The sequence below is a fragment of the Lysobacter korlensis genome (assembly GCF_042434515.1).
In genome coordinates this window covers 1-23,905 of sequence record NZ_JBHLTG010000013.1, presented here as the reverse complement: position 1 = coordinate 23,905, position 23,905 = coordinate 1, and the positions used below count along the sequence as shown (strand labels likewise).

Annotated in this window: 25 protein-coding genes; all 25 read right to left on the bottom strand. The window is 71.9% G+C overall.

From position 1 onward, the window contains the following. Position 1: 1 nt before the first annotated feature. Positions 2-775 carry an indole-3-glycerol phosphate synthase TrpC gene (gene trpC, locus ACFFGH_RS31410; protein ID WP_386676320.1) on the bottom strand — a complete coding sequence of 258 codons (774 nt, stop codon included), beginning with the start codon at positions 773-775 and terminating at the stop codon, positions 2-4. 6 nt (positions 776-781) lie between these two features. Beyond that, on the bottom strand, positions 782-1,009 hold the full coding sequence (locus tag ACFFGH_RS31405) for a DUF6704 family protein (protein WP_386676318.1): 228 nt from the start codon (positions 1,007-1,009) through the stop codon (positions 782-784). A 113-nt stretch (positions 1,010-1,122) separates the two neighbouring features. Continuing rightward, on the bottom strand, positions 1,123-1,755 hold the full coding sequence (locus tag ACFFGH_RS31400) for a Trp biosynthesis-associated membrane protein (protein ID WP_386676316.1): 633 nt from the start codon (positions 1,753-1,755) through the stop codon (positions 1,123-1,125). Positions 1,756-1,800: 45 nt separating this feature from the next. Further along, positions 1,801-3,324, bottom strand: coding sequence for an anthranilate synthase component I (locus tag ACFFGH_RS31395; RefSeq protein ID WP_386676314.1), 1,524 nt, complete (start codon positions 3,322-3,324; stop codon positions 1,801-1,803). Continuing rightward, positions 3,321-3,713, bottom strand: a complete 393-nt coding sequence (gene hisI, locus ACFFGH_RS31390) for a phosphoribosyl-AMP cyclohydrolase (RefSeq protein WP_386676312.1) — start codon at positions 3,711-3,713, stop codon at positions 3,321-3,323. The genes ACFFGH_RS31395 and hisI overlap by 4 nt, the downstream gene beginning before the upstream one ends. After that, the gene (gene hisF / locus ACFFGH_RS31385) at positions 3,710-4,471 is read right to left on the bottom strand and encodes an imidazole glycerol phosphate synthase subunit HisF (protein ID WP_386676310.1); all 762 of its coding nucleotides are present in this window, start codon (positions 4,469-4,471) and stop codon (positions 3,710-3,712) included. The genes hisI and hisF overlap by 4 nt, the downstream gene beginning before the upstream one ends. After that, a complete protein-coding gene (gene hisG, locus ACFFGH_RS31380; RefSeq protein ID WP_386676308.1) occupies positions 4,471-5,310 on the bottom strand; it encodes an ATP phosphoribosyltransferase in 840 nt (279 codons plus the stop codon). Before hisG ends, hisF begins: the two co-directional genes overlap by 1 nt. A gap of 43 nt (positions 5,311-5,353) precedes the next feature. Continuing rightward, the gene (locus tag ACFFGH_RS31375; RefSeq protein ID WP_386676306.1) at positions 5,354-5,617 is read right to left on the bottom strand and encodes a phosphoribosyl-ATP diphosphatase; all 264 of its coding nucleotides are present in this window, start codon (positions 5,615-5,617) and stop codon (positions 5,354-5,356) included. Between the two features lie 41 nt (positions 5,618-5,658). Then, entirely contained in the window at positions 5,659-6,033 is a 375-nt protein-coding gene (locus ACFFGH_RS31370; protein WP_386676304.1) for an FKBP-type peptidyl-prolyl cis-trans isomerase, read from the bottom strand. 45 nt (positions 6,034-6,078) lie between these two features. Continuing rightward, entirely contained in the window at positions 6,079-6,741 is a 663-nt protein-coding gene (gene rpe / locus ACFFGH_RS31365; RefSeq protein ID WP_386676302.1) for a ribulose-phosphate 3-epimerase, read from the bottom strand. Next, the gene (locus ACFFGH_RS31360) at positions 6,738-8,195 is read right to left on the bottom strand and encodes an RsmB/NOP family class I SAM-dependent RNA methyltransferase (protein ID WP_386676301.1); all 1,458 of its coding nucleotides are present in this window, start codon (positions 8,193-8,195) and stop codon (positions 6,738-6,740) included. Before ACFFGH_RS31360 ends, rpe begins: the two co-directional genes overlap by 4 nt. Further along, positions 8,192-9,115, bottom strand: a complete 924-nt coding sequence (gene fmt / locus ACFFGH_RS31355) for a methionyl-tRNA formyltransferase (RefSeq protein ID WP_386676300.1) — start codon at positions 9,113-9,115, stop codon at positions 8,192-8,194. Before fmt ends, ACFFGH_RS31360 begins: the two co-directional genes overlap by 4 nt. 18 nt (positions 9,116-9,133) lie before the next feature. Continuing rightward, positions 9,134-11,104, bottom strand: coding sequence for a primosomal protein N' family DNA-binding protein (locus ACFFGH_RS31350; RefSeq protein WP_386676298.1), 1,971 nt, complete (start codon positions 11,102-11,104; stop codon positions 9,134-9,136). A gap of 2 nt (positions 11,105-11,106) precedes the next feature. Next, entirely contained in the window at positions 11,107-12,318 is a 1,212-nt protein-coding gene (gene metK, locus ACFFGH_RS31345) for a methionine adenosyltransferase (protein ID WP_386676296.1), read from the bottom strand. A 49-nt stretch (positions 12,319-12,367) separates the two neighbouring features. Further along, on the bottom strand, positions 12,368-13,570 hold the full coding sequence (gene coaBC / locus ACFFGH_RS31340; protein ID WP_386676293.1) for a bifunctional phosphopantothenoylcysteine decarboxylase/phosphopantothenate--cysteine ligase CoaBC: 1,203 nt from the start codon (positions 13,568-13,570) through the stop codon (positions 12,368-12,370). 44 nt (positions 13,571-13,614) lie between these two features. Beyond that, positions 13,615-13,872 (bottom strand): DNA-directed RNA polymerase subunit omega, encoded by a 258-nt coding sequence (gene rpoZ / locus ACFFGH_RS31335; RefSeq protein ID WP_386676291.1) that lies wholly within the window; start codon positions 13,870-13,872, stop codon positions 13,615-13,617. Between the two features lie 73 nt (positions 13,873-13,945). Continuing rightward, positions 13,946-14,848, bottom strand: coding sequence for a guanylate kinase (gene gmk, locus ACFFGH_RS31330; protein ID WP_386676289.1), 903 nt, complete (start codon positions 14,846-14,848; stop codon positions 13,946-13,948). Further along, entirely contained in the window at positions 14,836-15,681 is an 846-nt protein-coding gene (gene pyrF / locus ACFFGH_RS31325) for an orotidine-5'-phosphate decarboxylase (protein WP_386676287.1), read from the bottom strand. Before pyrF ends, gmk begins: the two co-directional genes overlap by 13 nt. Next, a complete protein-coding gene (gene carB / locus ACFFGH_RS31320) occupies positions 15,678-18,977 on the bottom strand; it encodes a carbamoyl-phosphate synthase large subunit (protein WP_386676285.1) in 3,300 nt (1,099 codons plus the stop codon). The genes pyrF and carB overlap by 4 nt, the downstream gene beginning before the upstream one ends. Beyond that, positions 18,977-20,218 (bottom strand): glutamine-hydrolyzing carbamoyl-phosphate synthase small subunit, encoded by a 1,242-nt coding sequence (carA, locus tag ACFFGH_RS31315; RefSeq protein ID WP_386676283.1) that lies wholly within the window; start codon positions 20,216-20,218, stop codon positions 18,977-18,979. The genes carB and carA overlap by 1 nt, the downstream gene beginning before the upstream one ends. Then, positions 20,215-20,715, bottom strand: coding sequence for a PH-like domain-containing protein (locus tag ACFFGH_RS31310; RefSeq protein ID WP_386676281.1), 501 nt, complete (start codon positions 20,713-20,715; stop codon positions 20,215-20,217). Before ACFFGH_RS31310 ends, carA begins: the two co-directional genes overlap by 4 nt. Beyond that, a complete protein-coding gene (locus ACFFGH_RS31305) occupies positions 20,708-22,015 on the bottom strand; it encodes a dihydroorotase (protein WP_386676279.1) in 1,308 nt (435 codons plus the stop codon). Before ACFFGH_RS31305 ends, ACFFGH_RS31310 begins: the two co-directional genes overlap by 8 nt. Next, entirely contained in the window at positions 22,012-22,968 is a 957-nt protein-coding gene (locus tag ACFFGH_RS31300; RefSeq protein WP_386676277.1) for an aspartate carbamoyltransferase catalytic subunit, read from the bottom strand. Before ACFFGH_RS31300 ends, ACFFGH_RS31305 begins: the two co-directional genes overlap by 4 nt. Then, entirely contained in the window at positions 22,965-23,519 is a 555-nt protein-coding gene (gene pyrR / locus ACFFGH_RS31295; RefSeq protein WP_386676275.1) for a bifunctional pyr operon transcriptional regulator/uracil phosphoribosyltransferase PyrR, read from the bottom strand. The genes ACFFGH_RS31300 and pyrR overlap by 4 nt, the downstream gene beginning before the upstream one ends. Positions 23,520-23,622: 103 nt before the next feature. Continuing rightward, a partial coding sequence (locus tag ACFFGH_RS31290) for an HNH endonuclease signature motif containing protein (RefSeq protein WP_386676273.1) occupies positions 23,623-23,905 on the bottom strand: 283 nt, incomplete at its 5' end.

Here is a 23,905-nt window from a genome sequence, read left to right as displayed (position 1 = left end):
GTCACACCGCCTTGAAGCTCTGCAGGGTGGACACCGGGTCGTCGCCGGTGACGAGCGCCTCGCCGATGAGCACGACGTCGGCGCCAGCCGCGCGGTAGTGGGCGACGTCCGCGGGCGACGTGACGGCGGACTCCGCGATCTTGATCACGCGGGCGGGGATGCGTTCCGCCAGCCGGCCGAACAGGTCCTTGTCCAGCTCGAAGGTGCTGAGGTCCCGGGCGTTGACGCCGATCACATCGGCGCCGAGGTCGACCGCGCGCGACACCTCGTCGGCGTCGTGGGTCTCCACGAGCGGCGTCATGCCGAGCTCAGTGATGAGACGGTGCAGCGACCCGAGTGTCGGCTGGTCCAGGGCGGCGACGATGAGCAGAACCAGGTCAGCGCCGGCAGCCCGCGCCTCGAACACCTGATACGGCTCGGCGATGAAGTCCTTCCGCAGCACCGGCAGCGACACGGCAGCGCGCACCGCCTCCAGATCGTCGAGGCTCCCCCCGAAGCGGCGGCGCTCGGTGAGCACCGAGATGGCGCTCGCGCCGCCCTCCTCGTAAGCGGCGGCGAGGGACGCGGGATCCGGGATCTCCGCGAGTGCGCCACGGGACGGGCTTGCGCGCTTCACCTCGGCGATGATCTTCACGCCGTCCGCCGGGGCGAGCGCGGCGCGGGCGTCGAGCGCCGGGGCGCGGGACAGCGCGGCCGTCTCCACGGCCGCCAGGTTCCGTCGTGAGCGCCGCTCAGCCGCGTCGGCGAGAGCGCCCGCGACCAGGTCGCTCAGCACGTTGGATCAGTGACCCTTCGATACGTACTTGTCGCCGTAGGCGCCATAGCCCATCTTGGCCAGCACGATGCCGACGACGAGGCCGACCACCACGATGGCTGCCGAGACCCAGACGAGGATCGGCATGTCGAGCCAGAAGAAGAGCGTGCCGAGGGTGAAGCCCACCAGCATGATGATGACCGCGGTCCACGCCGCGGGCGAGTGGCCGTGGCCGGGTTCCGTCTCGTCGGACACGAGGCTCCTTGTCGTCGGGAATGATGGGTTCTGGGTTTGCGGCACGCGAGGCCTCGTCAGGCTCAGGTCGGCGCCGCGCAACGGTGCCCAGTCTATCCGGCGGTGCCGGGGTCTCACTCGAAGCCGCCGGCGTCGCGGTCGGAGCGTCGCGGGACTTCCGGCTCGGCCGTGGGATCCGCGCCACCGCTCAACGCGTCCCACTCCTCGATCGGGTCCGTCCCGCCGGCGGTGTCCGCCGCGTCTGTGGAGAACCGGCGGGAGCGGGTGGGCCAGTGCCGGCTGGTCGCGGGCAGCAGCACACCGAGCGCCGCCGATGCCGCCCCGATCGCCACGGCCAGGACGGGGAGCGCGGTGGCGGTCGCGCCGTCGAGGAGCTCGGCCACGCCCGCGCTGCCGCCGACTCCGGTCCGGGCGGTCACCGCCGGCGCGGCCGCCGCGGCAGGGTTCCCGAGCACCAGGATGCCGCTCAGCGCGATGCTGATGCCGAGCAGCACCTGCAGCACGGCGAGCACGGCGCGGAAGAACGGCCCGGATATGGTGAGCGCCGCAGCGAGTGCGAGCCCGCAGAGCGAGAGGGCGGGAAGCGCCGGGGCGGCGACGTCGCCGCCGACCGCGAGCGGTGTGTCCTGCACGCGTCCGGTGAGCCAGGTGCCGGTCCAGGCGGCGAGGGCAAGGGCGTGCAGCAGCAGCATCCCGGTGATGGTCGCGATGCGCAGGCGGCGGCCGCCGGATGCGTGCTCGGTCATCTGATGTCGGTCCGTCGTGGTCTCGGCTCGTCGTGCGGTCCGGACTCAGGCCAGCCGGCGCATCGCGTTGGCGATGGCGACTGCACGCAGCGGCGCAGCCGCCTTGTTCTTCGATTCCTCGTGCTCCGACGCGGGATCCGAGTCGGCGACCAGCCCCGCGCCCGCCTGCACCCGGGCGACCCCGCCGGAGATGAGAGTGGTGCGGATCGCGATGGCGAGGTCGGCGTCGCCGGCGAAGCCGAAGTAGCCGACCACTCCCCCGTAGACGCCGCGCTGCGCGGGTTCCAGCTCGTCGATGATCTCGAGCGCCCGCGGCTTCGGCGCTCCGGAGAGGGTGCCGGCCGGGAAGGTCGCGCGGAACACATCGATCGAGGTGGCGTCGGGGCTGAGGTCACCCTCGACGCTCGAGACGAGATGCATGATGTGGCTGAAGCGCTCGACCTGCATGAACTCGGTGACTTCGACGGTGCCCGGCAGGCAGACCTTCTGCAGGTCGTTGCGGGCAAGGTCGACCAGCATGAGGTGCTCGGCCTGCTCCTTCTCATCGGCGCGGAGCTCCTTGGCGAGGTCGGCGTCCCGCTCCGGGGTCGCCCCTCGCGGCCGGGAGCCGGCGATGGGGTGCGAGTACACGCGGCCCTGCTCCACCTTGACGAGCGCCTCCGGCGACGACCCGACGATCACGTATTCCTCGCCGTCCGGGTCGGCGAGCGACAGCAGGTACATGTAGGGGCTGGGGTTGAGCGTGCGCAGCACCCGGTAGACGTCGAGCGGCTCGGCGGTGACGTCGAGGTCGAAGCGCTGCGAGATGACCACCTGGAAGACGTCGCCGTCGTGGATGTACCGCTTGCTGCGCTCCACCGCCGCGGCGAACTCCTCGGGCGTCGACCGGGCCGACGGCTCCGGCACGACCTCGAGGTCGACGTCGTCGAGCCGCGCCTCGGTTGCGTGCGACAGAGCATCCTGCATGCGGTCGAGACGCTGCTGCGTGTCGGCCCACAGGGCATCCGCGGAATCCGTGCCGTCGTTGGGTGCCGTGGCGATGAGCAGGAGGGTCGCGGTGCGGTGGTCGAGCACCACGAGCTCCGAGACGAAGCTGAGTGCCTGGCCCGGCACGGCGAAGTCCGCCGGCGGCTGGGCCGGCAACCGCTCCAGCTGCCGCACCGTCTCCCACCCGAGGAAGCCGACGAGACCGCCGGTGAGCGGCGGGTGACCCGGCACGGCGGGCGTCTGCCACCGCTCGTAGAGCGCGGCGACCGCGTCGAGCGGCGACGCCGGGCGCGCATCGCCGAGCGCCCGCTCCGCGGTCATGCCGTGTGCCATCCAGTGCGCGTCGCCGTTGCGCTCCGTCAGCACCCCGAACGACGACACCCCGACGAACGAGTAGCGCGACCAGATGCCGCCCTGCTCCGCCGACTCCAGCAGGAACGTGCCGGGCGCGCCGGCGGCGAGCTTGCGGTACACGCCGACTGGTGTCTCACCGTCGGCGAAGACGGCGCGGACCACCGGCACGACGCGGTGGCCGGCCGAGAGCGAGGCCTCGAACTCGTCGCGAGTCGTGGTGCCCTTCACGCCGCACCTCCCGGGTCCCCGAGGACCGGCCGGAGCGGGCCGACGTCGAAGCAGCTGTGCGCGCCGGTGTGGCAGGCGGGGCCCACCTGGTGCACGGTCACCAGCAGGGCGTCCGCGTCGCAGTCGAGCGCCGCACCGCGCACTTGCTGCACGTTGCCGGAGGTGTCGCCCTTCCGCCAGTACTCCCGGCGCGACCGGCTCCAGAACGTGACGCGTCCCTCGGTCAGGGTGCGCCGGAGCGCCTCGGCGTCCATGTAGCCGAGCATGAGCACCGTGCCGGTGGACTCCTCCTGGATGATCGCCGGCAGCAGGCCGTTCTCGCCGAAGCGCACCCGCGCCAACGTCTCCTCGACCGTCCGGGTCGCGGCGAATCCGGTCGTGTCGCTCATCGGATGCGCACCCCGGCGTCGCGCAGTCCCGCCTTCACCTCGCCGATCGTCATCAGCTCATTGTGGAACACCGACGCGGCGAGCACCGCATCGGCGCCAGCCTGCACGGCCGGCGGGAAGTGCTCGAGGGCGCCCGCGCCCCCGGACGCGATGACCGGCACACCGCTGATGGCCCGCATGGCGGTGATGAGCTCGAGGTCGAAGCCGGACTTCGTGCCGTCGGCGTCGATCGAGTTGACGAGCAGCTCCCCCGCGCCTCGGTCGATGGCCTCCGCCGCCCAGCCGAGGGCGTCGATCCCGGTGCGGGTGCGGCCGCCGTGGGTGGTGACTTCGAACCCGGACACCGTGGTGGACGAGCGGGTGACGTCCAGGGAGAGCACGAGCACCTGGGCGCCGAAGCGGTCGGCGATCTCGCCGACGAGCGGCGGGCGGGCGATGGCGGCGCTGTTGACGCCGATCTTGTCGGCGCCGTGCGCGAGCAGCCGGGCGACGTCATCGGTGCTCCGCACTCCGCCGCCGACCGTGAGGGGGATGAACACCTGCTCGGCCGTGGCCCGCACGACGTCGTACGTGGTCTCGCGGGCGTCCACCGTGGCGGTGACGTCGAGGAAGGTGATCTCGTCGGCGCCCTCCGCGAAGTACCGGGCGGCGAGCTCCACCGGGTCGCCGGCGTCCCGCAGGTTCTGGAAGTTGACGCCCTTCACCACACGCCCGGCGGCGACGTCGAGGCATGGGATCACCCGAACGGCGAGCGACATCAGATTCTCGCGGCGTGGATGGGGCTGACGAGGATCGCCCGTGCGCCCAAGTCGTAGAGGGCGTCCATGATGGCGTTCGTCTCGAGGCGAGGGACCATGACGCGGACGGCGACCCAGTCGCGGTCGCGGAGCGGTGAGACCGTCGGCGACTCGAACCCGGGCGCGATCGCCTCCGCCTGCTCGAGCAGGCCGGTGGGCAGGTCGTAGTCCATCAGCACGTACTGCCGGGCGACCATGACGCCCTGCAGCCGACGCTCGAAGGTGGGAAGACCGGGCACCTCGTCGCGCGCGGCGATGAGCACGGCCGTGGAGTCGAGGATGACGGGGCCGAAGATCTCGAGCCCCTGCTTCCGCAGCGTGGAGCCGGTGGACACCACATCCGCGACCGCGTCGGCGACGCCGAGCCGGACCGCCGACTCCACCGCACCGTCGAGCTTCACGATGGGGGCTGCGACGCCGGCGCGCTCGAGGAACGAGCCCACGAGGCCCGGGTAACTCGTCGCGACGCGGACGCCGGCGAGGTCCTCGAGGGCCGAGAAGCGGCCGGAGGGTCCCGCGAAGCGGAAGGTGGACTCCCCGAAGTCGAGAGCGGCGACCTCGAGGGCCGGCGATCCGGAGTCCAGCAGCAGGTCGCGTCCGGTGATGCCGACATCCAGGGCGCCGGAGCCGACGTAGGTGGCGATGTCCCGCGGACGGAGGTAGAAGAACTCCACGTCGTTGCGCGGGTCGGGGACGATCAGCTCCCGGGTGTCGCGGCGGGTGGCGTAGCCCGCCTCGGTCAGGGTCTGGATGGCGATGTCGGAGAGGGAGCCCTTGTTGGGCACGGCTATGCGAAGCATTCTCGGCTCTTCTGGTGGAGGTCGGTCGGATCTGGGCGGCGGATCACAGATGTCGGTAGACGTCTGCCGTGCTCAGCCCCTTCGCCAGCATCAGCACCTGCAGGTGGTACAGCAGCTGGCTGATCTCCTCGGCGAGCTCCTCGTCCGACTGGTGCTCGGCCGCCATCCACACCTCGGCGGCCTCCTCGATCACCTTCTTGCCGATGGCGTGCACACCGGCATCGAGCTGCGCGACCGTGCCGCTCCCCGCCGGTCGCGACCTGGCCTTCTCGGTCAGCTCCTCGAAGAGGGCGTCGAAGGTCTTCACCGCTCCAGGCTAGTGGAAGGGCGGCGTGCGGGCCGTTCCGGCTACTTGACGCCGAGCAGGTCGATCACGAAGACGAGCGTGCGGCCCGACAGGCGATGGCCGCCGCCGGCGGGACCGTAGGCGAGGTGCGGCGGGCAGACCAGCTGGCGGCGGCCGCCGACCTTCATGCCGGGGATCCCGTCCTGCCAGCCCTTGATGAGGCCGGCGAGCGGGAAGCTGATGGACTGGTTGCGGCTCCAGCTGGAGTCGAACTCCTCGCCCGACTCGAAGTCGACGCCGAGGTAGTGCACCTCGACGGTCGCGCCGGGCTTCGCCTCATCGCCGGTGCCCTCGATGAGGTCGGTGATCACGAGGTCCTCGGGCGCCGGGCCCTCGAGGAAGTCGATCTCGGGCTTCGTCCTGGGGGAATCGCTCATGCCGCCATCCAACCATGGCCTCGTGGGGGTTCGCTGACCCGGTCCTCAGTGGACGTGGGGCAGCGCCGCGTCGCGGAGCGCCTCGATCGCGGCGATCGGGTCCTCCCTGCCGAAGACGCTGGAGCCGGCGACGAACGTGTTCGCCCCAGCCTCCGCCGCCCGGACGATCGTCTCCTCCGTGATCCCGCCGTCGACCTGCAGCCACACGTCGAGGCCGGTCTGCTTCACGCGCTCCGCGAGTCGCTCGAGCTTCGGCATCGTCGAGTCCAGGAAGCTCTGCCCGCCGAAGCCCGGCTCCACGGTCATCACCAGGATCTGATCGAAGTCGGCCAGCAGGTCGAGGTACGGCTCGACGGCGGTTCCGGGCTTCAGCGCGAGGCCTGCCCTGGCCCCGATCTCGCGAAGCCGTCTGGCCGTCGCGACGACGTCGAGCGCCGCCTCGGCGTGGAACGTCACGGAGAACGCGCCGGTCTCGGCGAACTCCGGCGCCCACCGGTCGGGGTCGTCGATCATCAGGTGCAGGTCCAGCGGCACCCGGGACACGTCCTGCAGCCGGCCCACCATCTGCTGGCCGAAGGTCAGGTTGGGCACGAAGTGGTTGTCCATCACGTCGACATGGAGCAGGTCGGCGTTCGGGATGCGGGCGACTTCGTCCTCGAGGTTGACGAAGTCCGCGGAGAGGATGCTCGGATTGATCCGGACGGTCACTCGACCACCTTAGTGACGAGCGAGATGAACATGGCGTCCGTGCCGTGGCGGTGGGGCCAGAGCTGCACGGTGTCGGAGTCGCCCGCCGGCAGCGGCGTGCGCGTTCCGTGCAGCGCAGCCCGTGCGTCGAGGCGGCGGACGCGCCCGCCGCCCCTGCGCACCGCGGTCTCGAGCACCGCGCGGGTCTCCGCGAGGTGGGGTGAGCAGGTGACGTAGGCGAGCACCCCGCCGGGGCGGAGCGCCCGGAGCGCGGAGTCGAGCAGCTCCGACTGGAGGTTCGTGAGCTCCGGGACGTCCTTCGGCTGTTTCCGCCAGCGCGCCTCGGGCCGGCGCCGCAGCGCACCGAGTCCGGTGCACGGAGCGTCGAGCAGAATCCGGTCGTAGGCCTCCGGCTCCGCCTCTCCCACCGCGCGGCCGTCCAGCTCGGTGACCTGGATCGACGGGTCGACGGCGGCGAGCGCCGTGCGGACCAGCTGGGCGCGGGCCGGCACGAGCTCGTTGGCGACGAACTCGGCGCCTCCGGCCCTCGCCTCGGCGGCGAGCAGCGCCGCCTTTCCGCCGGGACCGGCGCAGAGGTCGAGCCAGCGCTCCCCGGCCTCGATCGGCCGGGCGCCGACGAGGGCGAGTGCGGCGAGCTGCGAGCCCTCGTCCTGCACCCGCGACGAGCCGGCCGCGACGGAGTGGACGCGCGTCGGGTCGCCCCCGCTCAGGCGGTAGCCATACGGGGAGTACTCGGTCGGCTCCCCGTCGGGCCCGGCGTCGTCGCCAACGCCTGGCAGGGCGACCAGGGTCACCTTCGGGGCCGCGTTGTCGGCGGCGAGGAGCTCCTCGAGGTCGCCCTCGCGGCCGTCCGCGGCGAGCGACTGCCGGAACGCGCGGACGACCCATTCCGGATGCGAGTGCTCGACCGCGAGGCGCTCGTCGGCGCTCCGCGCCTCCGCCAGCACGCGTTCGCGCCACACCGCAGGCTCCGTCCGGCCGATCGTCCGCAGCACGCCGTTGACGAAGCCGGCACCGGAGCGCGAGCCGACGGATGCCGCCTGTGCCACTGCCTCGTCGACCGCGGCGTGCGGGGCGACGCGCATCGAGAGCAGCTGATGGCTTCCGAGCCGGAGCACGTCGAGCAGCGGCGCGTCGATGCGTTCGACGCTCCGGCCGGCGGCCAGCGCGATCACCCGGTCGTAGTAGCCCTGCATCCGGAGGGTGCCGTAGGTCAGCTCGGTGGCGAGTGCCGCGTCGGCGGGCGGAAGCTTCGCCCGCTCCAGCTTCACCGGGAGCAGCAGGTTGGCGTAGGCGTCCGACTCGCGGACTGCGGCGATCACCTCGTACGCGATCCTGCGGGCCGGCTGCGGCGATCGGGAGCGGCCGGCCTGGGGTGTGCCGCGGCCCTGGCCAGGCCGTGCGGCAGGACCCGGGCGCCCACCCGGCCGGCCGGTGCCGGAGCGATCGGTCACCGCGCCACCACTTCCTGCGTGTGGGTCCCGCGCCACCAGTCGGACGCCGGCATGGGCGTCTTCCCGGCAGGCTGCACGGTCACCAGCTCCACCGGCGCGCTGCCGGTCCCGGCGAGCACCCGCCCGTCCGCGGCGGCGATCCTGCCGGGTGCGAGCGGTGCCGCGGAGTCCGCGGGCGCCACGGCGTGGATCTTGAACCGGGCGCCGTCGACCTCGGTGTGGGCGCCGGGCTCCGGAGTCATGGCCCGGACGCGGTTCCGCACGCGCGGCGCGGGCTCGGTCCAGTCGATCCGCCCGTCGGCGAGGGCGAGCTTGGGTGCCAGCGTCACGTCACCGGCCTGCGGCTCCGGCCGAGCCTCGCCGGTTGCGAGGTTGTCGATCACGCGGACCAGCAGCTCCGCCCCGCTCGTCGCGAGCTTCCCGAGGAGTTCGCCGGCGGTCTCCCGCGGCCCGATCGGCGCGGTCAGGCGACCGTAGACATCGCCGGCGTCGAGCTCCTCGACGAGCTGGAACACCGTCGCGCCGGTGAGCTCGTCGCCGGCGAGGATGGCGTGCTGCACCGGGGCAGCACCGCGCCAGCGCGGCAGCAGCGAGAAGTGCAGGTTGATCCAGCCCAGGCGCGGGGCGCTGAGCAGCGGCTCCCGGACGAGGCCGCCGTAGGCGACGATCACCCCGAGGTCCGGCCGGGCATCCGTGATCGCCTCGGCCACCGGCGCGAGGCGGTTGGACTTCCAAACCGGCACGCCCGTCGCGGCGGCGGCCGCAGCGACGGGCGTCGGGGTGAGCGCCCGCTTCCGCCCCTGCGGCGAGTCCTGCCGGGTGAGCACACCGGCCACCTCGTGGTCGCTCGCCAGCACCGCCCGAAGGCTGGGCACCGCCGCCTCGGGGCTGCCGGCGAACACGAGGCGCAGTGCGGTCATCCCTCGATTCTTCCAGGGTCAGCGTGCCGCGTCGTCGACGAAGGGCTCCGGGTCGTCGAGACGGACCCGAAGGGTCGGCACGGCGCGACCGGCCGGGCGACGGCCGGCAACCGGGCGGCGGCCCGCGGTGGCGGCGCGGATCACCTCGGCGCGGAGGTTGCCGGCGACCGCGGCGCCGTGCCCGTACTCGAAGCGGACGATGGCGCGGACGCGTCCCTCCTCCACCGTCACGGGTCCGAGGACGTCGAGCAGCTCGCCGCGCACAGCCTCGATCGCCCTGCCGACGGCGTCCGCGGTGCCGGTGACGGTCGCGACCCGCACGGCGGGCGGGAAGTGGAGCCGCCTGCGGTCGGCGAGCTCGCCCCGCGCGTGGTCCGCCTGCCGCCAGGTGGCGAGCGCGGAGGCGAGCGCGCCTGCAACGCCGACCAGGATCACCGGCGCGCCTGGCGCCGCCAGCGCCGCGGCGTTCGACCACCAGCGGAGGCAGTCCTCGGCCACACGCAGGCTCTCCCGCGCGATCATCCGCTCCCCGTCGAGCAGCAGCACGGCCGCGTATCCGCCGTCGGCGACGGGCTCCGCACCGCGCGTGGCGACGACCAGCGCCGGCTTCGACGGCAGGTGCAGGTGCTGGTGATCGGCGTCGGCGACGATCACCCTGGTGCCGGGGAACGCGCGGCCGAGATCCTCCGCGGTCCGCACCGATCCGGAGCCGACCTGACGGTACCTGGTGCCGGTGCAGGTGGGGCACGTCCAGCCGCCCGCGACCGCGCCGCACCAGGAGCAGGACGGGAAGGCGGATGCGCGGGACGTGCGCAGCGGTCCGTCGCACCGGTCGCAGCGGGCCTGCTCGCCGCAGTCGGCGCAGACCAGGTGCAGGGCGTAACCGGGTCGCCCGACCTGCAGCAGCACCGGGCCGGTGGCGAGCGCCTCCTTCGCCTCCCGCCACGCGAGCGGTGGGATGCGCGCCTGGGCCGCGAGGCGGTCGTCGGTCACCTGCTGACCCGCCAGGATCACGCGCGGCGACTGGACCCGCGACGGGGCGACGGACTCCAGCCAGCCGAGTGCGCACAGCCGCTCGGTCTCGGTGGTGCGGGTGTGGCCGAGGAAGAGCAGGGCGCCGCCCTGCTGCTCATGCCGAACGAGCGCTGCGTCCCTGGCGTGCACGTACGGGGCGAGCGGCTCGGCGTAGAGCGGGTCGCCGTCGTCCCACATCGCGATCAGCCCGAGCTTCGCCGCGGGCGCGTAGAGCACGGACCGGTTGCCGACCACGGCGAGCGGCGCGCCTTCGAGGCACCGCAGGAACGCCCGGTAGCGGTCGGGATTGGACTGCCGCGCGTCGACCTGCGCGATCCGCTCCGGGGGCAGCACCGCCGACAGCGCGATGACCAGCTGTTCCTGATCGCGGTAGTCCGGCACGGCCAGGAGCGCGCTGCCGCCCGCGGCGATCGCCCGCGACGCCGCGGCGGCCAGAGTGACGGCCCAGGCGCCCACCCACGTGTCGCCCACCCGCACGAGCCGCGGGATCGCGTCGACGGCCGCTTTCCCGGCCTCGGCGATCACCCGTTCCAGGTCGGTGCCGTAGCCGTCCAGCGGCGCGGGCGGCACCGGCGGCGGCGCGCTGTGGTTGGCGGCGAGCCAGGTCTTCTCCACACGGGCCTGCCTGCCCGGGATCGCGAGGCGGAGCACGTCGCCGGCGGACCCGGCGGCGCGGTCGGCGACGCGGCGGGCGAGCGCCCACACCTCGGGGGTCAGCACAGGCACCGGCGAGATCACCGCCTCCACCGGGTTCACGTCGCCGGTGAAGCTCACGGAGTCGGCGAGCTCGACCACGAAGCCCTCGGTCATCCGGCCGGCGGAGCGCAGCGGCACCTTCACCCGGATGCCCGGACGGACCGCGTCGCGGAGCTCGTCCGGGATGCGGTAGTCGAACAGCCGGTCCAGCTGCGGCAGCGGTGAATCGAGCAGCACCCGGGCGAAGGCGCTTGACATCGTCAGAGTCCGGCGGCGCTGCGCAGGTCGTCGACGCGGTCCAGGCGCTCCCAGGTGAACTCGGGAAGCTCCCGGCCGAAGTGGCCGTATGTCGAGGTGCGGGCGTAGATCGGGCGCAGCAGGTCGAGCTCGCGGATGATGACGGCCGGGCGCAGGTCGAACACCTCGCGGATCGCCTCGGTGATGACCGCGTCGTCGATGTGGCCGGTCCCGAACGTCTCGACGTAGAGGCCAACGGGGGCCGCCTTGCCGATCGCGTAGGCGACCTGCACCTCGAGCCGGTCGGCGAGCCCGGCTGCGACGGCGTTCTTCGCCACCCAGCGCATCGCGTACGCGGCGGAGCGGTCGACCTTCGACGGGTCCTTGCCGCTGAACGCTCCCCCGCCGTGCCGGGCGGCGCCGCCGTAGGTGTCGACGATGATCTTGCGGCCGGTGAGCCCTGCATCGCCCTGCGGGCCGCCGATCTCGAAGCGTCCGGTGGGGTTGATGAGCAGCTGCGGGTTCGCGGCCTCGAGCTCGAGACCGGCCCGGTCGAGGTCCGCGAGCACCGGCCGGATGACGAGCTCCTCCACCTCGCGGCGGAGCGTCTCGGTCGCCACCGCGGGCGAGTGCTGCGTGGAGAGCACCACCGTCTCCACCGTCCGCGGCGTGACGCCGTCGTAGCCGATGGTCACCTGGGTCTTGCCGTCGGGTCGCAGGTAGTTGACGTCGCCGTTCTTGCGGACGGCTGAGAGGCGCTCGGCCATCCGGTGCGCGAGCCAGATCGGCAGCGGCATCAGCTGCGGCGTCTCCTTGGTGGCGAAGCCGAACATGATGCCCTGGTCGCCGGCGCCCTGCTGGTCCTCGAGGTCGGCGCTCGCCTGCTCGCGCGCCTCGTAGGCCGAGTCGACGCCCTGCGCGATGTCCGGGGACTGCCCGCCGATCGAGACGGAGACGCCGCAGGAGCGCCCGTCGAACCAGACGTCGGACGAGGTGTAGCCGATCTCGGTGATCCGGCGCCGCACGATGCTCGGGATCTCGACGTAGCCGGAGGTGGTGACCTCCCCGGCGACGTGCACCAGGCCGGTCGTGACGAGGGTCTCCACGGCAACGCGGCTCCGCGGGTCCACCGCGAGCAGCGCGTCCAGGATGCTGTCCGAGATCTGGTCGCAGATCTTGTCCGGGTGCCCCTCCGTCACGGACTCGGAGGTGAACAGACGCAGGGAGGAGCTCATGGAAATACCCGTTCGGAGGCCGGTTCTTCGATACCGGTGGACGATGCCGTCAGGACAGCAGGTCGAGGATTCGGTGCGCCACTTGGTCCTTCGACCCGGCGGCCTCGCTCACTATATCCCCGGCCCGCGACACCACGATCACCGTGTTACGGTCCTGCGCGAAGCCGTCCGTCCAGCCCACCGTGTTGAGGACGAGGTAGTCGGCGCCCTTCCGTGCGACCTTCTCCCGGCCAAGCTGCAGGAGCCGGTCGCGGTCGGGCTCGGTCTCCGCCGCGAAGCCAACCACGACCTGCCCGGGCTCCCGCCCGGCGGCGAGCCCGGTGAGGATGTCGGGGTTCCGCACCAGCTCCAGGGTGAGCGTGTCGCCGGTCACGTCCTTCTTGATCTTGCGCTCCGCGACCGCGGCCGGCCGGTAGTCGGCGACGGCGGCGGCCATGATCACGGCGTCGGAGCCGGCGCTCTCCTCCCGCATGGCGTCGGCGAGCTCGAGGGCCGTGCCGACCTCCCGCACCTGCATACCGGGCGGGACGGGTACCTCGAGGTGGGCGGCGACCAGCAGCACCTCAGCGCCGCGGGCCGCCGCCGCGCGGGCGAGCGCGACGCCCTGTTTGCCGCTCGAGCGATTGCCGAGGAACCGCACCGGGTCGAGCGGCTCCCGGGTCCCACCGGCCGAGATCACGATCCGCTTGCCCGCCAGGTCCCGGACGCCCGACGCAGCGAGCGCTGCAGCGGTGATCTCCTCCGGCTCAGCCATCCGGCCTGGACCGGCGTCGGCGCCGGTGAGCTGCCCGGAGGCCGGCCCCACGATCGTGACGCCCCGCTCCCGCAGCAGCGCGATGTTCGCCTGCGTGGCCGGGTTCAGCCACATCTCGGTGTGCATCGCCGGCGCGAGCACGAGCGGCGCCGTGGAGGCGAGGATCGTGTTGCCGAGCAGGTCGTCGGCGAGCCCGGCGGCGATCTTCGCGATCGTGTTCGCCGTCGCGGGGGCGACGACGATCAGATCGGCGCGCTGCCCGATCGCGACATGCCGCACCTCGGCGACGCCCTCGTAGAGGTCGGAGTGAACCGGGTTGCGGCTGATCGCCTCGAGGGTCGGGCGTCCGACGAACCGCAGCGCGGCGTCGGTCGCGACCACGTGGACGTCGTGCCCGGCGAGCACGAGCGCACGCACGACCCCGACCGCCTTGTATGCGGCGATCCCGCCCGCGATGCCGACGACGACGGTTCTGCGGCCGTCCTCAGCGGTGCTCATCGCGGCGGTGGGACTGTTTCGCGGCTCGTGTACGCGGCTCGGTGTCAGCTGCTGAGCGGCTTCATGACGAGCTTGTTCTCGTTCACCTCGTGGAGGGCGACGGAGAGCGGCTTGTCGTCGATCGTCGAGTCGACCAGGGGGCCGACGTTGTCGAAGAGCGACCCCTCGTGGAGGTCGGCGTAGTAGTCGTTGATCTGGCGGGCACGCTTGGCCGCGAAGATGACCAGCGCGTACTTCGACTCCACCTTGGCCAGGAGCTCGTCGATGGGCGGGTCGATGATGCCGGACTGCTTGTCGGCCATGGGAACTCCTCAGATGTCGCGGACGCTTGGATTTCGAAACCGCGCGGTGGCGCGGAAAACGGCGTGCAGCTTGCTACCGCGAAGCAGGCACTGCCAGCAATTCTACGACCTCCGCCGCTGCGGTGCTGACATCGGTGTTCACGACCTTCACGTCGAACTCGTCCTGGGCGGCCAGCTCCGCCTTCGCGGTCTCCAGTCTGCGGGCCTGTTCGATCGAGTCCTCGGTGCCACGGCCGATCAGCCGGCGCACCAGCTCCTCCCACGTCGGCGGCAGCAGGAAGACCAGCAGCGCCTCCGGCATCTGCCGGCTCACGTTCCGGGCGCCCTGCAGGTCGATCTCGAGCAGCACGCTCTTGCCCGACGACAGCGCCTCCTGGATCGGCGGTCTCGGCGTGCCGTAGCGGAACGCGTTGTGCACCACCGCCCACTCCAGGAACTCGCCGCCCTCGATCATGCGGTCGAACTCCTCGTCGCTGACGAAGAAGTAGTGCTCCCCGTGCACTTCGCCCGGCCGGGGCGGCCGGGTGGTGGCGGAGACGCTGAGCAGCACCTCGGGATAGTTCTGGCGGATGTACTGCGACACCGTGCCCTTGCCCACCGCCGTGGGGCCGGCGAGCACGACAAGGCGGCTCTGCACCTTGCCGCGCGCCTCACGGGCGACGACGTACTCGCGGAGCTTGACCCGCTGCCGCGGCCCGAGACCGCCCACGCGCTTCGACTGCGCGATGCCCAGCTGCTCCATGACGCGTGCCGCGCGGGTCGGTCCGAGGGTCGGGATGCTGGTGAGCAGCTCCCGCACCCGCAGGCTCGCCTCCGCGAGAGCGGGCTCCGCCGTCCAAGCCGCGTCGAGCACGTCGACGGCGCTGCGCTGCCGGGTGGCGACGGCCCGCTTGACCTCGGCCCGGGCGCGGCGGGCCGCGATCGCGGCGCGGGATGCGGCGGCCCGGTCGACCGGGGGCGGATCTACGCGAGGCATTCGGCGACCTCCTTGCGCGTCGCGTCCAGGGCGGCGGCGAGCCCATCAGGGCCTGCGGAGAGCACGCTGCGGGAGACGTTCACCAGGGTGGAGGCGGCGGCCGGTCCGTAGCGGGCGGGCAGGTCGGCGAACTTCGCGCCCTGGTGGCCGAAGCCGGGCGCGAGCACCGGCATCCCGACCAGCTCTTCCTGGGTCAGTCCGTAGTCCACGAGCCGGATGGTGGCGCCCACCACGACCCCGATCGAGCCGAGCCCCTCGCCCGTATTCCGAGATCTCACCTCGCCGACGATACCGGCAGCGACGCTCCGCCCGGCACGCGGACCCTCGATGGTGCGTGCGGTCTGCACATCGCGCGCCTCCGGATTGGAGGTGGCGGCCAGCACGAACACGCCCTTCCCGCCCGTGAGGGCCCGCGTGATCGCGGGGTCGAGCGAGCCGACGCCCTGATACGCGACCGCCGTCATGGCGTCGGCCTCGAGCGGGCCGCCCTCGGTGAGCCAGGCCTCGGCGTACGCGTCGAGGGTCGAGCCGATGTCGCCGCGTTTGCAGTCGGCGACCACCAGAAGCCCCGCCGACCGGGCGGCGGCGAGCACTTCCTCGAGCGCCGCGAACCCCCGGCTGCCGTGCCGCTCGAAGAAGCTCACCTGCGGCTTGACCACGCCGATCCGGCCGGTCGCGGCTTCGACGACCCGCAGGCCGAACTCGCGCACCCCGGCCGCGGTGTCGGGCAGGCCCCAGTCGGACAGCAGGCTCCGGTGCGGGTCGATGCCGGCGCAGACCGGTCCGCGAGCGTCGAGCACGGACTGGAGGCGCGCGCCGAAGCCCGGAGTCACCGGGCGAGCCTCGCGGCGCGGTCGAGCGCGTAGTCCTGCAGGCTGCGCACCCCGATCCCCTCCTTCTGCGCATCGAACGAGGCGACGGCGGCTCCGAGCTGCGCGATGCTGGTGAACAGCGGCTTGTCGGCGGCGACGGTTGCGGTGCGGATCTCGATCCCGTCCGCGCGCGCTGTCCGTCCGCTCGGCGTGTTCACCACGATGTCGACCTCGCCGTCGCGGAGTAGCTCGACGATCGACGGGTCGCCCGGCGTGGACTCCTGCCCCATCCCGTATTTGCGCACCAGCCGGGTCTCGATCCCGTACCGGCCGAGCACCTCGGCGGTGCCGACGGTGGCCAGGATGCTGAAGCCGAGCTGCTGGAGGCGGAGCACCGGCAGCACGATCGCGCGCTTGTCCCGGTCGGCGACCGACACGAAGACGGAACCGGTGCGCGGCAGCCCGCCGTACGCGGCCTCCTGGCTCTTCGCGAACGCCTTCGGGAAGTTCGAGTCGATGCCCATCACCTCGCCGGTGGAGCGCATCTCGGGTCCGAGCACCGAGTCGACGATCACGCCCTCCCGGGTGCGGAAGCGTTTGAACGGGAGCACCGCCTCCTTCACGGCGACCGGCGAGTCCATCGGCACGTCGAATCCGTCGCGCTCGGGCAGCAGCCCGTCCTCCACCAGCGAGCGGATGGTCCGGCCGGTCATGAGCAGCGACGCCGCCTTCGCGAGGGGGATGCCGAGGGCCTTGGACACGAATGGCACGGTGCGTGACGCCCGCGGGTTCGCCTCCAGCACGTAGAGCACTCCGGCACCGATCGCGAACTGCACGTTCAGCAGTCCCTGCACCCCGATCCCTGCGGCGATCGCCGCGGTGGCCGAGCGAACCCGGTCGAGCACGTCCCGGCCGAGCGTCACCGGCGGCAGGGTGCACGCGGAGTCGCCGGAGTGGACGCCGGCCTCCTCGATGTGCTCCATCACGCCACCGATGTAGAGCTCCGTGCCGTCGTAGAGCGCGTCGACGTCGATCTCCACGGCGTCGTCGAGGAAGCGGTCAACGAGCAGCGGCGAGCCGGGCCCGATGATGGCCTGGTCCTTGACCCGGTCGAAGTAGTCGATCAGAGCCGGACTGTCGTAGACGATCTCCATTCCGCGGCCGCCCAGCACGAAGCTCGGCCGCACCAGCACCGGGTAGCCGATCTGCTCCGCCACCGTCACGGCGGTCCGGGCGTCGATCGCCGTGCCGTTCCGCGGGGCGACGAGGCCGGCCTGATCCAGGATGCGGGCGAACAGGCCCCGCTCCTCCGCCAGGTCGATGGCGGCGGGCGACGTGCCGAGGATCGGGATGCCTGCCGCCTCGAGCCCCTTCGCGAGCCCCAGCGCGGTCTGCCCGCCGAGCTGCACGATCACGCCGACGAGCTCCCCCGATTGCGACTCGGCGTGGACGACTTCCAGCACGTCCTCCAGGGTGAGCGGCTCGAAGTACAGCCGGTCGCTGGTGTCGTAGTCGGTTGACACCGTCTCCGGGTTGCAGTTGATCATGATCGTCTCGAACCCGGCGTCCCGCAGCGCAAATGACGCGTGCACGCAGCTGTAGTCGAACTCGATGCCCTGCCCGATCCGGTTCGGGCCGGAGCCGAGGATGACGACCTTCCTCCGGTCGCTGGGCGCGACCTCCGTCTCGGCGTCGTAGCTGGAGTAGTGGTAGGGCGTGAACGCGGGGAACTCGCCGGCGCAGGTGTCGACGGTCTTGAACACCGGCCGCACGCCGAGATCGTGCCGCCGGGAGCGCACCTCCTCCTCGCCCACGCGGCGGAGCTCTGCGATCTGCGCGTCGCTGAAGCCGTGGTCCTTCGCGAGCCGCAGCACGTCCTCGTCGAGCCGTGCGGCATCCCGGATCTCGTCCGCCACCTCGTTGATGAGGACGATCTGGTCGAGGAACCACGGGTCGATGCCGGTGGCGTCGAACACCTCCGCCACGGTCGCGCCGGCTCGGAGCGCCTGCTGCACCGTGACGATGCGGCCGTCGGTCGGCACCTCGGCGATCCGCAGCAGCGCCGCCTTGTCGCCCGGCTCCCCCGCCCAGGTGAACGAGGATCCGCGGCGCTCGAGCGAGCGCAGCGCCTTCTGCAGCGCGGTGGAGTAGTTCCGGCCGATGGCCATCGCCTCGCCGACCGACTTCATGGTGGTGGTGAGCCGGGGGTCCGCCTGCGGGAACTTCTCGAACGCGAACCGCGGCACCTTCACAACCACGTAGTCGAGGGTCGGCTCGAACGACGCCGGGGTGACCCGGGTGATGTCGTTCGGGATCTCGTCGAGCCGGTAGCCGAGGGCGAGCTTCGCCGCGATCTTCGCGATCGGGAAGCCGGTCGCCTTCGACGCGAGGGCGCTCGACCGGGAGACGCGGGGGTTCATCTCGATCACGATGATCCGCCCGTTCGCCGGGTTCACCGCGAACTGGATGTTGCAGCCGCCGGTGTCGACGCCGACGTCCCGGATGATCTGGATGCCGATGTCGCGCAGCCGCTGGTACTCGCGGTCGGTGAGCGTCAGGGCCGGTGCGACCGTGATGGAGTCGCCGGTGTGCACGCCCACCGGGTCGACGTTCTCGATCGAGCAGACGACCACGGTGTTGTCCGCGGTGTCGCGCATCAGCTCGAGCTCGTACTCCTTCCAGCCGAGGATCGACTCCTCGAGCAGCACCTCGGAGGTCGGGCTCTGCTGGATGCCGTCGCCGACGATGCGGCGCAGCTCCTCCTCGGTGTACGCGAAGCCGGAGCCGAGGCCGCCCATGGTGAAGCTCGGGCGCACGACGAGGGGGTAGCCGAGGTCCTCGGCGAAACGCACGGCATCCTCGACCGTGGTGGCGATGTAGCTCTTCGCCACATCCGCGCCGGCCGCGATCACGAGGTCCTTGAACTGCTGGCGGTCCTCACCGCGCTGGATCGCCTCGAACTTGGCGCCGATCAGCTCGATGCCGTGCTTCTCGAGGATGCCGAGCTCGTGCAGCTGGATGGCGGCGTTGAGGGCCGTCTGCCCGCCCAGGGTCGGCAGGATGGCGTCGGGCTTTTCCTTGACGATGATCGCCTCGATCACCTCCGGGGTGATCGGCTCGACGTAGGTGGCGTCGGCGAAGTCCGGATCGGTCATGATCGTCGCCGGGTTGGAGTTCACCAGGATCACCCGCACGCCCTCCGCCCGCAGCACCCGGCAGGCCTGGGTGCCGGAGTAGTCGAACTCGGCGGCCTGTCCGATCACGATCGGGCCGGAGCCGATGACCAGCACCGAGTTGATGTCGTCGCGCTTGGGCATCAGGCGTTCTCCCCAGTCCCGGTCCCTGAGCTTGTGGAAGGGGTCCCTGAGCCCGTCGAAGGGACAGCTCCGCTTCCTCCGGCCGCGTCGACAGGCTCAGCGACCGGCTCGCCCTTCCGGCTCAGCACCAGATCGCGGAAGCGGTCGAACAGGTAGTTGCTGTCGTGCGGTCCGCTCGCCGCCTCCGGGTGGTACTGCACGCTGAACGCGGGGATGTCGAGCGCCTGCAGGCCCTGCACCACCTGGTCGTTCAGGCTGAAGTGGCTGACCTCGACCCGGCCGAAGCCGGCGGGCGACTCCACCACCTCGTCGATCGGTGCGTCGACCGCGAAGCCGTGGTTCTGGCTGGTGATCTCCACCCGGCCGGTGGCCTTGTCGAGCACCGGCTGGTTGATGCCGCGGTGCCCGAAGGGCAGCTTGTAGGTGCCGAACCCGAGCGCGCGGCCGAGCAGCTGGTTGCCGAAGCAGATGCCGAAGAACGGCAGGTCCTCCCGCAGGATGCCCTGCAGCAGCTCCACGTGCGCGTCGGAGGCGCCCGGGTCGCCTGGACCGTTGGAGTAGAACGCGGCGACGGGCTCGATCGCCAGCACGTCCTCGATGGTCGAGGTCTGCGGCAGCACGTGCACCTCGAAGCCGCGCTCGGCCAGATAGTGCAGCGTCGAGAGCTTCACGCCGAGGTCGAGCACGGCGAGGTTGCCGATCTTCTCCCCTTCCGCCGGCACGACGTACGCTTCCGCGGTGGAGACCTGGCCGGAGAGGTTCTGGCCCTGCATCCGGGCGGCGGAGCGCACGATGTCGAGCTGCTCGGTCTCGTCCAGCGCCGCCTCCTCCCCCGAGAAGATGCCGGCCCGCATAGCCCCGGCATCGCGGATGCGGCGGGTGAGCGCGCGCGTGTCGATGCCGCTGATGCCCACGATGCCGTTCTCGACCAGGTCGTCGTCAAGGCTCCGCTGCGCGCGGAAGTTCGACACCACACGCGACGGGTCGCGCACCACGAAGCCGGAGACCCAGAGGCGCTTCGATTCGAGGTCCTCGTCGTTCATGCCGGTGTTGCCGATGTGCGGCGCCGTCATCACGACGATCTGGCCGGCGTAACTGGGGTCGGAGAGGGTCTCCTGGTAGCCGCTCATGCCGGTGGCGAAGACCGCTTCGCCGAGGGTGCGGCCGCGTGCGCCGTAGGCGCGCCCTCGATAGCGGGTTCCGTCCTCGAGTACGAGGACAGCGGGGCCGGGAGCGCTCACGCGGGCTTCCTTCCTTCGGGGACTTCGAGAAGCGTCGAGAGCGACGCCGCTAGGGCTGCGGGGTCTTCGACGCGGAGGTTGGTGTCGACGGGTGTCTCCCCGAGTGTCCAGCGCAGCACCACGAGGCCGTCCCGCTCGACCGCGCGGTCGATCGTCCAGCTGGAGCGCTCGACGCCCTGCACGGAGGCCGCGGGAACGAAGCACTCGGCGCCGCCCGCGAGCCGGAGCTCGACCCCGCCCGAGGTGACGCGGATGTCGGCGTTGGCGCGGAATGCGAGCCCACGAACGGCTACGCGGTCGAGGGGTCGACCGGCGTGCGTCGTCGCGACGTGCAGCCCGGCGGTCCGGTACCGTTCGGCCCCGGACTCGGCTGGGAGCGCGAGCGGGGCCGGGATGCCGGCGCTTCGCCTGCGGAGATTGCGCCAGCCGAGCCACATCAGCCCGAGCAGCACGACCAGGATGACGAGCACGAGCGCCGCGGCGGCCGTCCTATCCACGGGCCACCTCCGCGGGCTCCAGCAGCTCGCCGTCGAGCACGGTCGGGCGGCCCTCGAGCACGGTCGCGATCACGCGGCCGGGGAGTGTGCGGCCAAGGTACGGGGTGTTCACGCCCTTGCCGCGCAGCAGCGCCGGAGTCACCTCTCGCGAATCGCGCGGGTCGTAGAGGGTGACGTTCGCGGGCGAGCCCACCTGGAGCGGAGCGTCGTAGCCGGCGAGGCGGCCGATCTCGGCGGGACGGCTGGACATCACGCGCGCGACGTCTGCCCAGCCGAGCTGTCCGCTCTCCACCACGGCGGCGTGCACCACGCTGAGCGCCGTCTCGAGGCCCACCATGCCGTTGGCGGCCTCCGCCCAGGCGCATTCCTTGGCCTCGACGGGATGGGGCGCATGATCGGTCGCCACGATGTCGATCGTGCCGTCGGCGAGTGCCTCACGCAGCGCCAGCACATCCTCGTTCCGGCGCAGCGGCGGGTTCACCTTGAAGCGCGAGTCGTAGTCGCGGGCGAGCTCCTCGGTGAGCAGCAGGTGGTGCGGCGTGACCTCCGCGGTCACCTGGATGCCGCGGGCCTTCGCCCAGCGGAGCACCTCGACGCTGCCGGCCGTGGACACGTGGCAGATGTGCAGCCGCGCGCCGACGTGCTCCGCGAGCAGCACGTCACGCGCGATGATCGCCTCCTCGGCGACCGCGGGCCAGCCGGTGAGCCCCAGCTCGGTGGAGAGCGGACCCTCGTTCATCTGGGCGCCCTCGGTGAGCCGGGGCTCCTGCGCGTGCTGCGCCACCACGCCGTCGAAGGTCTTCACGTACTCGAGGGCCCGGCGCATCAGCAGCGCGTCGTGCACGCACATCCCGTCGTCCGAGAACACGCGCACGCGCGCCCGGGAGCGCGCCATCGCGCCGATCTCGGAGAGCCGCTCCCCCGCCAGCCCCACCGTCACGGCTCCGATCGGACGGACGGTCACGTAGCCGTGCCGGTCGCCGAGCGCCTGCACCTGCTCGACGACGCCCGCGGTGTCGGCCACCGGCGAGGTGTTCGCCATCGGGAAGATCGCGGTGAACCCGCCGATCGCCGCGGCACGGGATCCGGTGAGCACGGTCTCGCTGTGCTCGAAGCCGGGCTCCCTGAGGTGCGTGTGAAGGTCGACGAGGCCGGGCAGCGCGAGCAGGCCGTCGGCGGAGATCGTCTGCGCCCCTGCGGCGGAGAGGCCGGTGCCGCGCTCGGCGATCCGCCCATCGCGGATCAGCAGATCGGCGGTCGACCCGTCCGGCAGTGTTGCCCCGGTCACCAGAATCGTCATGCCACGCCTTCCGCGATCGCGCCCGACAGCACGAGGTACAGAACCGCCATTCGCACCGAGACCCCGTTCGCCACCTGCTCGAGCACGGTGGACTGCGCGGAGTCCGCGGCAGCGGCGCTGATCTCCAGCCCGCGGTTCATCGGCCCGGGGTGCATCACCATCGTATCCGGCCCCAGCCTGCGGAAACGCTCGTCGTCGAGGCCCCACTCCCTGGCGTATTCGCGGGCCGTCGGGAAGTAGGCGGCGTTCATCCGCTCAGCCTGGATGCGCAGCATCATCACCACGTCCGGGCGTTCCGCGAGTGCGTCGTCGAGGTCGAAGCCGTGCTCGACGGGCCAGGCGTCGGCGCCGAGCGGAAGGAGGGTCGCCGGTGCGCAGAGCCGGACGCGGGCACCCAGCGCGCTGAGCAGCCAGACGTTCGAGCGGGCCACCCGGGAGTGCAGGATGTCGCCGACGATGGTGACGCTCACGCCGTCGAGATCCCGGCCGCGCGAGCCGTCGCCGTGGAGGCGCTTGCGGATGGTGAAGGCGTCGAGGAGCGCCTGGGTCGGGTGCTCGTGGGTGCCGTCGCCGGCGTTCACGATGGCGGCCGGGATCCACCCGCTGTCGGCAAGCACCTGCGCGGCGCCGGAGGCGCTGTGCCGCAGCACGACGGCGTCGGCGGCCATCGCAGAGAGGGTCTGCGCGGTGTCCTTGAGGCTCTCGCCCTTCGAGACGCTCGATCCCTTCGCGCTGAAGCTGATCACATCGGCGGAGAGGCGCTTGGCCGCGGCCTCGAAGGAGATGCGCGTGCGGGTCGAGTCCTCGAAGAAGAGGTTCACGACCGTCTTGCCGCGGAGGGTCGGCAGCTTCTTGATCTCCCGCGATGCCACCTCGGCCATGTCCTCGGCGACGTCGAGGACCTCGACGGCGGCGTCCCTGCCGAGTGTCCGGGTGGAGAGCAGGTGCCTCATTCCGCTCCCCGCTCGATGCTCAGGTCTTCGATGGACACGGCTTCGGCACCGTCCGTCTCCATCAGCCGCACATTGATCCGCTCGCTCAGGGCCGACGGTAGGTTCTTGCCGACGAAGTCGGGGCGGATGGGCAGCTCCCGATGCCCCCGGTCGACGAGTGTGGCGAGGCGGACTGCCCTCGGCCGGCCCTGGTCGCTGAGGGCGTCGAGCGCCGCGCGGATGGTGCGGCCGGAGAACAGCACGTCGTCGACCAGCACGACGGTGCGGCCGTCGATCCCTCCGGCCGGGATGCGGGTCGGTGAGGGGACGCGAGTCGGGTTCGACGCGAGGTCGTCGCGGTACATCGTCACGTCGATCGAGCCGATCGGCACCGGTCGGCCGCTGAACTCCGAGACCAAACGGCCGATCCGGTCGGCCAGCACGACGCCGCGCGTCGGGATGCCGAGGATCACGAGCCCTTCGGGACCGCGATTCGCCTCGAGGATCTCGTGCGAGATACGGGTCAACGCCCGGGTGATGTCAGGCTGCTGCAGCACGGTGCGTGCGGGCAATCCAACCTCCTTCCCCGCCTCTCTGGACGGACTTCAAGGATGTCTGCTGCTCATCCTACCGGCGCCGGTGCGGGCGCCGATCCACCGTCGCGCGTTTCGCCGTTCAGCCGGCGCGTTTGCGTCGTTGCAGGTCGGCGAGGGCGGAGCTCTTCGACGGCATCAGAATCGGGGTCTGGTGCGGGTCGCGTTCCCTCGGTGCGATGAGGAAGTAGTTCGCCCGGTCGCGTTTGATGCGCCAGGCGTTGTTGTGGATCAGCATGTGGTGGTGCCGGCAGAGCAGGATCCCGTCGGCGACATCGGTTCGGCCGCCGTCGCGGGCCCATTCGTCGAGGTGGTGGGCTTCGCACCAGGACGGTGGCCGGTCACAGCCGGGGAACCGGCAGCCA